The organism is Kitasatospora sp. NPDC007106, from assembly GCF_040634455.1.
GTDB lineage: Bacteria > Actinomycetota > Actinomycetes > Streptomycetales > Streptomycetaceae > Kitasatospora > Kitasatospora arboriphila.
In genome coordinates this window covers 1-7,523 of the sequence record NZ_JBEYFP010000277.1, presented here as the reverse complement: position 1 = coordinate 7,523, position 7,523 = coordinate 1, and the positions used below count along the sequence as shown (strand labels likewise).

6 protein-coding genes and 1 pseudogene are annotated in these 7,523 nt (G+C 70.3%); 5 read left to right on the top strand and 2 right to left on the bottom strand.

The genetic code is table 11. The features are described 5' to 3' along the window. A partial coding sequence (locus ABZ641_RS20655) for a hypothetical protein (protein ID WP_359983696.1) occupies positions 1–558 on the top strand: 558 nt, incomplete at its 5' end. Positions 559–632: 74 nt separating this feature from the next. On the opposite strand, the gene ABZ641_RS20650 is transcribed toward ABZ641_RS20655, so the two are convergent. Continuing rightward, on the bottom strand, positions 633–965 hold the full coding sequence (locus tag ABZ641_RS20650; protein ID WP_359983694.1) for a phage tail protein: 333 nt from the start codon (positions 963–965) through the stop codon (positions 633–635). A 47-nt stretch (positions 966–1,012) separates the two neighbouring features. Further along, the gene (locus ABZ641_RS20645; RefSeq protein WP_359983691.1) at positions 1,013–2,242 is read right to left on the bottom strand and encodes an RNA-guided endonuclease TnpB family protein; all 1,230 of its coding nucleotides are present in this window, start codon (positions 2,240–2,242) and stop codon (positions 1,013–1,015) included. 7 nt (positions 2,243–2,249) lie between these two features. Here ABZ641_RS20645 and tnpA point away from each other — a divergent pair. The 4 genes and pseudogenes from tnpA to ABZ641_RS20625 form a co-directional block, all read left to right on the top strand. After that, a pseudogene (gene tnpA, locus ABZ641_RS20640) lies at positions 2,250–2,683 on the top strand (IS200/IS605 family transposase). Positions 2,684–3,005: 322 nt separating this feature from the next. Beyond that, positions 3,006–3,770 carry a LysE family transporter gene (locus tag ABZ641_RS20635; RefSeq protein WP_344626124.1) on the top strand — a complete coding sequence of 255 codons (765 nt, stop codon included), beginning with the start codon at positions 3,006–3,008 and terminating at the stop codon, positions 3,768–3,770. 271 nt (positions 3,771–4,041) lie between these two features. Further along, complete coding sequence (locus ABZ641_RS20630; protein WP_359983689.1) at positions 4,042–5,895, top strand: non-ribosomal peptide synthetase; 1,854 nt, start codon at positions 4,042–4,044, stop codon at positions 5,893–5,895. Positions 5,896–6,183: 288 nt separating this feature from the next. After that, a partial coding sequence (locus ABZ641_RS20625; RefSeq protein WP_359983686.1) for a polyketide synthase occupies positions 6,184–7,523 on the top strand: 1,340 nt, incomplete at its 3' end.

The window sequence follows — 7,523 nt, the reverse complement described above, 5'->3', positions numbered from 1 at the left end:
GCCCAGCTGTACGCGGGGGTGCCCGCACAGCCCCGGATGCGCGCCGCGGCCGACCACGTCCCGGAGGGCCGGGTCCTGCGGGACGGGCTGCTCTGGCCGGCCGAGCAGCTCGACGTCCGGCCGGTGGAGTGGCTGCTGCCGTGCCACTACGACTGGGGCGGGCCGCGCGCGCCCCGGGAGGGCGTGATCGGCGAGTGGCTGCTGGACCGCGACTTCGCGGCGCTGGAGCCGCGCGAGAAGCGGGTCGCCTGGGAGGCGGTCGCCAAGACCAACGACTTCGCGCGCGGCCGGGAGCTGGTCGAGTCGCTCGGCGAACTTCCCGATCAGTACTACCTCTGCCTGTGGCTCGCCGGCTGGTACGCCGTCGAGGGGGACGTCGCCGGCGGCGAGCGGATGCTGCTGGCCGCGCACGCGCGGTGGTGGCCGTACATGAGGTGGGACGTGATCCCGACCTCCGAGGTTCTGCAGCCGACGCTGCGGCGGGTGGTCACCGACGAGGTGCGGCAGCACTTCCTCACCCGGCCGGCCGGCCCCGAGGCGTCCGGCGGGCCCTCGTAGCGGCACTCGGCACCCGGCACGCGGGACCCGGGGCCCGGGGCCCGGCCGGTCACACGGCCGGGCCGGCGCCGGGATCAGTACTCGTTCTTGATGACGAAGTACGAACCGCGGATCGTCCCGGCGAGCTTCGACTTCTGCCGCGCGAACTTGAAGCTGGAGGCGAGCTCCTCCGGGACCTCCATCCCGTCGGAGAGCTTGAAGCCGACCGCACGCTTCTTGGGGTCGTCGACGGTGTACATCACGTTGATCGACAGGCCGCTCTCGTAGAAGACGTAGGCCATTCGGATGTTCTCGACCTGGAAGGCCGTGGCTTCGAGGGGCCGGGAGGAGATGACGATCTCGCGCTCCTCCCGCAGGATCCGGTGCACCCACTCGACGACCTCGGCGGCCTCGCCGGCCGGCTCCACCGTGAAGACGTGGTCGTACTTGTTCTTGAATTGACATCCTCCCCGGCCTAAAAGCCGGGGATTCCCGCCTGCTCCCACCGGATGGTGGAGGGCTTCGGATGGGTTCCTGCTTCGCCGCGCGGTGCGGGCACGGGTGCCCGGCTTACCTGCGCTCCACAGGCTGACACCGCCAGTCCGGCGGCCTTGGCGACGTTGACCGCCGCGTTCACGTCCCGGTCGAGGACGGCCTCGCATGCCCCGCATGTCCACACGCGGACGTGCAGCGGCTTGGGGCCGTCCTTGACGCCACACCGCGAGCACACCTGGGAGGTGGGCTCGAAGCGGCCGATCCGGAGGAAGGTGCGCCCGTACCGGGCGGCCTTGTACTCCAGCATGCTCACGAACGCCGACCATCCGGCGTCGTGCACGGACTTGGCCAGGCGCGTGCGGGCGAGTCCCTTCACCGCCAGGTCTTCCACGGCGACCGCTTGGTTCTCGCGGATCAGCTTGGTGGAGAGCTGGTGATGGAACTCGCGGCGCGCGTCCGCGACACGGGCGTGGGCCCGTGCGACGCGAACCCTGGCCTTGTCCCTGTTCTTGCTGCCCTTCTCCTTGCGGGAGAGGGCGCGCTGCGCCTTCTTCAAACGCTTCTCGGCCCGGCGCAGGAAGCGCGGGCTGTCGATCTTCGTGCCGTCGGAGAGGACCGCGAAGTGCCCGAGCCCGAGATCGATGCCCAGCTCGGGCGACACCTCGGGCAGGACTTCTTCCGGGCCGGTCTCGACGACGAAGCTCACGAAGTACCGCCCCGCGCTGTCCTTGACCACGGTCACCGTGGACGGGCTGGAGGGCAGCGTGCGCGACCACTTCACCCGCACATCGCCGATCTTCGGCAGACGCAGCTTCTGCCCCGGAGTGATCGACCAGCGGGCGTTCGCGGTGAAGCGGACGGCCTGCCGGGTGTCCTTGCGGGACTTGTACCGGGGTACGCCCATGCGCGGCCGCTTGCCCATGAGCCCGTCGAAGAAGTTGCGGTACGCCGCGTCCAGGTCGCGCAGGGACTGCTGGAGGATCACCGCCGAGACCTCGGCGAGCCAGGCCCGTTCCGGGGTGTTCTTCGCCTCGGTGATGAGCTGCTTCGACAGGTCGCCGGTCTTCGGAAACGGCATGCCTTCGCTGTGGGCGGTCTCCCGGGCGCGAAGCGCGTCGTTGTAGACCACCCGCGCGCACCCGAACGCCCGCGCCAACGCGGTGCGCTGACCGGCGCTCGGGTACAGGCGAAAGCTGTACCGAAGCTGCACACAGATCATGCTACGCAGTTGGTTCACGGGTATCGACGAGAACGTTCACACGGATCGGCACCGCGTCTTCCGCATGCACGTCCATTTGGTCTTCGTGACGAAGCACCGGCACTCCGTCCTCGCCGACCGGCACCTGACGCGGTGCGAGAAGATCATGCGCGCCGTGTGCGAGGACTTCGAGGCCGAGCCGATCGAGTTCAACGGCCAGGCCAACCACGTCCACCTGCTCGCGGACTTCCCGCCGAAGGTCGCCGTGTCCAGGCTGGTGAACTCCCTCAAGGGCGTGTCCTCGCGCAGGCTCCGCCAGGAGTTCACCGACCTCGTCCGCCACTACTGGCGGGCACAGTGCCTGTGGTCCGGCTCGCACTCGCCGGATCAGTCGGCGGTGCGCCGCTCAGCATCGCGAAGCAGTGCATCGAGCAACAGAACCGGCCGCACTGACCCGGGCCGAGGCACACAGTGCGGATCCGCGCCACGTCGCAGGGCTGCCGGCCCGAGGTGTCGACGACGGCGTTCCGGCTGCCGCGCCGATGTGACGCCCGGCAACACAACTTCCTCACAGCACAGCCTGGCTGACTGTGAGTCAAAGTACCGACCGTGATGCCGATCACGCCGCAGACCGGCGCGACCGGCGAACCGGCAGAAGTGCCGAACTGCACTGCCGTACAGGCCACTTGACGATATGCAAGATCCTGACTGACGGCTCCTCAAGACAGCCGCTTCCACCGGACCCCGGGCAGGACGCCCGGCCGGGGGGGCGGTTATGGGGCATTTGCTCATCCACATCGTGGACATGGGTATGGAGTCCGTGAGGGGTATGTATAGGCTGCGCGACGATCGCTGGGCGGAGTTCTGCCGGCGGGTCACATCAGCGGCATTTCCGGGGGAGGAATTAGCCATGCCACTTGATGCGTGGATCACTTGTTTCGCGGCTTCGTGGATCTTCTCGTTGTCACCGGGTTCCGGCTCTGTTTTCTCGATGTCGAACGGCCTGAACTACGGATTCAAGCGCGGATATCTGGGCGCGGTCGGGCTGGTGCTCGGCCTCTGGGCCGTCTTCCTGGTCGTCGTGGTGGGCCTCGGGGTCATCATCCAGGCCTCGCCGATCGCCTTCAACGTGCTGAAGTGGGCCGGTGTCGCCTACCTCTTCTACCTCGGCCTGGCGCAGTGGCTGTCGAAGGGTTCGCCGATCACGCTCCGGGAAGGCGACAAGCCGAAGATCGGCATTTTCGAGATCATCGGAAAGGGCATTTCGCTCAACCTGATCAATCCCAAGGGCTACATCTTCATGCTGGCGGTCATTCCGCAGTTCATCGTGGCCGGGCACTCGCTGGCCCCGCAGTACGTCGCGGTCGCCCTGACCTTCGCGTTCACCGACCTCGTGGTGATGGCCGGCTACACCGGGCTCGCGTCCCGGGTCGCGCTCCGGCTGAAGACCGAGAAGCAGGTCGGCGTCCTCAACAAGGTGTTCGGATCGCTCTTCATGCTCGCCGCCGTCGTGCTGGCGACGTTCCAGCAGGCCGGCTAGTCCACGGCCTGCGCGGCAGTGCCCCGGTGGGGAGCGGTCCGTCGGAGGACCGTTCCACCGGGGGCGCCGCCCGGGCGAGTGGGCCCGTGGTGCCCGGCCCTCGCCTCTGGGAGTCCCGTGTCCCGTTCCGCCGGACACCGTGCACCGTTCCCCTCTCTTCCATCTTCTCTTTCCTCCACGCAGCGGCCCCTTCAGGCCGGCCTCGGGCCGGACCGCGCTCAGGGCACGGGCACGGCCCGTCGGCCCGGGGGCTGCCTTCACCTGTCCTCACATGGAGATGTTTGCTGTGCAGGCGGTAGATGATCTTTTGCAGCGGGCGTGCGAGACGTTCGCGGACGCGACCGCTGTCACCACGTCGACCGAGTCGCTGAGCTACTCGGACCTGTTCTTACGAGCCCGGGACCTCGCCGGGGAGCTGGGTGCGCACGGCATCGGCCGGGGCGACGCGGTCGCGGTCCTCGGCCGCCGCAGCCCGGCGGTGATCGCGGCAGTGTTCGGCGTCTGGCTGGCCGGCTCGGTGGTCATGCTGGTCGACGAGGCGCTGCCCGAGGCGCGCCGCGAGGCCATGCTGGACACCGGCCCGGTCCGGGCGGTGGTGGTGTGCACGGACGGTCCGCGCACCCGCCCGCGGGTCGAACCGCGGGCCGGTGCCGCGCGGACGGACGTCCTCGACGACCCGGACCACGCCTACATCGCCTTCACCTCCGGATCGACCGGAAGGCCCAAGGCCATCGTGGGCAGCCACACCGGCCTGTCGCTCTTCCTGCAGTGGCAGAGCGAGGAGTTCGGCGTGGGGCCGGACGACCGGTTCGCGCACCTGACCAACCCGTCCTTCGACGTCTGGTTCCGGGACGCGCTGACGCCGCTGATCTCCGGTGCCACCCTGTGCGTCCCGGACGCCGCCCACCTGGACGCCGCCGGAGTGCTGGACTTCCTGCGCGGCCGGGAGATCACCGCCCTGCACCTGGTCCCTTCCCTGGGCAAGGTGTGGACGTCGGTGGCGGCCGGGGCCGAACCGGTGCCCTCGCTGCGGCACGCCTTCTTCGCCGGCGAGCCGCTCGACGCCGAACTGGTGCGCCGCTGGCGGGAGCTGTTCCCGGGCTGCCAGGTGGTGAACCTGTACGGCCCGACCGAGACCACGCTGGCCCAGCACTTCTACCGCGTCCCGGCCGACCCCGGGCACGGGATCCAGCCGGTGGGCCGCAACCTCCCGCACTCCCGCAGCCTGGTGCTGGACGAGGAGCGCAGGCCGTGCGCACCGGGCACCGTCGGCGAGATCTGCATCGCCGCCGAACGGCCCTCGCACGGGTACCTGGCGGACGGCCGGATCGTCGCGCCGTTCGTCGAGATCGAGGCCGACGGGGAACGGATCACCGTCTACCCGACGGGCGACCTCGGGCGCCGGGCCGACGGCGGCGAGCTGGAGATCCTCGGCCGGGCGGACGAGCAGATCAAGATCGCGGGCGTGCGGATCGAGCTGCAGGAGGTCCGCTCGGCGATCCAGTCGCATCCGAGCGTCCGCGATGCCTTCGTGTGCGCACTGGAGGACCGTTTCACCAAGGCCATCGTGGCCGTCCTCGAGGGTGACGCGGCAGCCGAACCGGAACTCCGCACCCACCTCGGCGAACACCTGATGGGCGTCATGGTCCCCTCGGTCTTCGTCTATCTTCCGGCACTGCCGAAACTCCCCAACGGAAAGGCCGACCGGGCCGCGCTCAAGGAGATCGCCGGCGGGCGCCTGGCGGAGCGTTCCCGTGCGGTTTCCGAATCTGCCGATTCCCGCTCGGATTCCCGCCGGGCCGCCCTTCCGGTCGCCGACCGGCTGGCCCGGATCTGGCAATCGGTGGCCGGCGTCGGGCGGTTGGCCGACCGCGAAACGACCTTCTTCAACGCCGGCGGCACCTCGCTCACCATCGTCGTCCTCCATGCGGAGATCCAGACCGAATTCGGCGTCGCCTTCCCGCTGGTACGGCTCTTCGAGCACGCCTCCTTCAACGCGCAACGGAAATTCCTCGAAATCCTCCTCGAGGAGCCGGGCCGCAGCACGCCGAACACCGGCGCGGCCACCGCCGGCGCGGCTGCCCGACGCCGCGTCCTGACGGCCCGGCGCGCCCGCAGCCGCTAGCCGATCCCGGGCTGCCCCGGCGCGCCCCGGGCCGTACCGTCGCCGACCACCCGGGGCGCACGCACCTCACGCGTCGCCTCCGGCTGGCCCGCGTACCCGCCCATGCTGCGCCGACTCCCTCCTGCACCGGTTCCCCTCCGCACCGTCGCGCACCCGTGGTGCCCGCGCACCCCGTGCCGCCCGCCCGACCTGGGCGCGCCGCCGGACCGGGCGCCCCCTGCGGGCTGCCCCGCGGGCCCGCAGGCAGCGAACCAGCGCCACACACAACGGACTTGGACAAGGATGAACATGCACAGTGATGACGATGCGGTCGCGATCGTCGCGATGGAGTGCCGGCTGCCGCAGGCCGCGGACGTCGACGAGTTCTGGCAGCTCCTGGTCGACGGCCACACCGCGGTCACCGATCTGACGGACGGCCAGGTCGCCGCGGCCGGTGTGCCGGCCGCGCAGCGCTCGCGTCCCGACTACGTCAAGCGGGCCGGAGTGCTCGACGGCGTCGCCGAGTTCGACTCCGGGTACTTCGGCTACTCGCAGCGCGAGGCGGACATCCTCGACGTCCAGCAGCGCCTGATGCTGGAGAAGTCCGTGGCGCTGCTGGAGCGGGCCAACATCGATCCGCAGCGCACCGACCAGCGGATCGGCGTCTTCGCCGGCTCGGGCATGAGCACCTACGTGTTCGGCGCGCTCCGCCGGCCCGACCTGGTGGAGTCGCTCGGCGAGATGCTCGTCCGGCACGGCAACGACAAGGACTTCCTGGCCACCCGGATCTCGTACAAGCTGAACCTGCGCGGGCCCAGCCTGAACGTGCAGACCGCCTGCTCGACCGGCCTGGTCGCGGTCCACTCGGCCGTGCAGAGCCTGCTGCTGAACGAGTGCGACGCGGCCGTCGCGGGCGCAGTGTACATCCGCGTCCCCCAGGAGTCCGGCTACCAGTACCAGGTCGGCGGTGTGCTGTCGCCCGACGGCGTCTGCCGGCCGTTCGACGCCGGGGCCAACGGGACGCTGTTCACCAACGGACTGGGTCTGGTCCTGCTGAAGCGGCTCGACGACGCGATCGCCGACGGGGACCGGGTGTACGCGGTGATCGCCGGCTCCGCGGTCAACAACGACGGTGCGCAGAAGGTGAGTTTCACCGCCCCGAGCGTCTCCGGGCAGGTCGCGGTGCTGCGCGAGGCCCTGGAGATCTCGGGTGCCGAACCGGGCGACCTCGACTACCTGGAGGCGCACGGCACCGGCACCGCGCTCGGCGACCCGATCGAGATCGAGGCGATCAAGCAGGCGTTCGGCACCGAGGGCGCACCCTGCGGCATCGGCTCGCTCAAGGGCAACTTCGGACACCTCAACATCGCCGCCGGCATCGTCGGCCTGATCAAGGCCGCGCTGGTCCTCGACCGCGGGTACGTGCCGCCGACGGTGAACGTCCGCGAGATCAACCCCGCGCTGGAGCTGGAGGGTTCGCGCTACTACGTGACCACCGAGGGCCGGGAGCTGGACCCGGGCCGCACCCACTGGGTCGGCGTCAGCGCCTTCGGCATGGGCGGCACCAACGGCCACGTCGTCCTGCGCAGCCACGAGCCGCAGCCGGCCGGGACCGCCGGGCCGAGCGAGGCCACCGCGCCGAGCGGGAC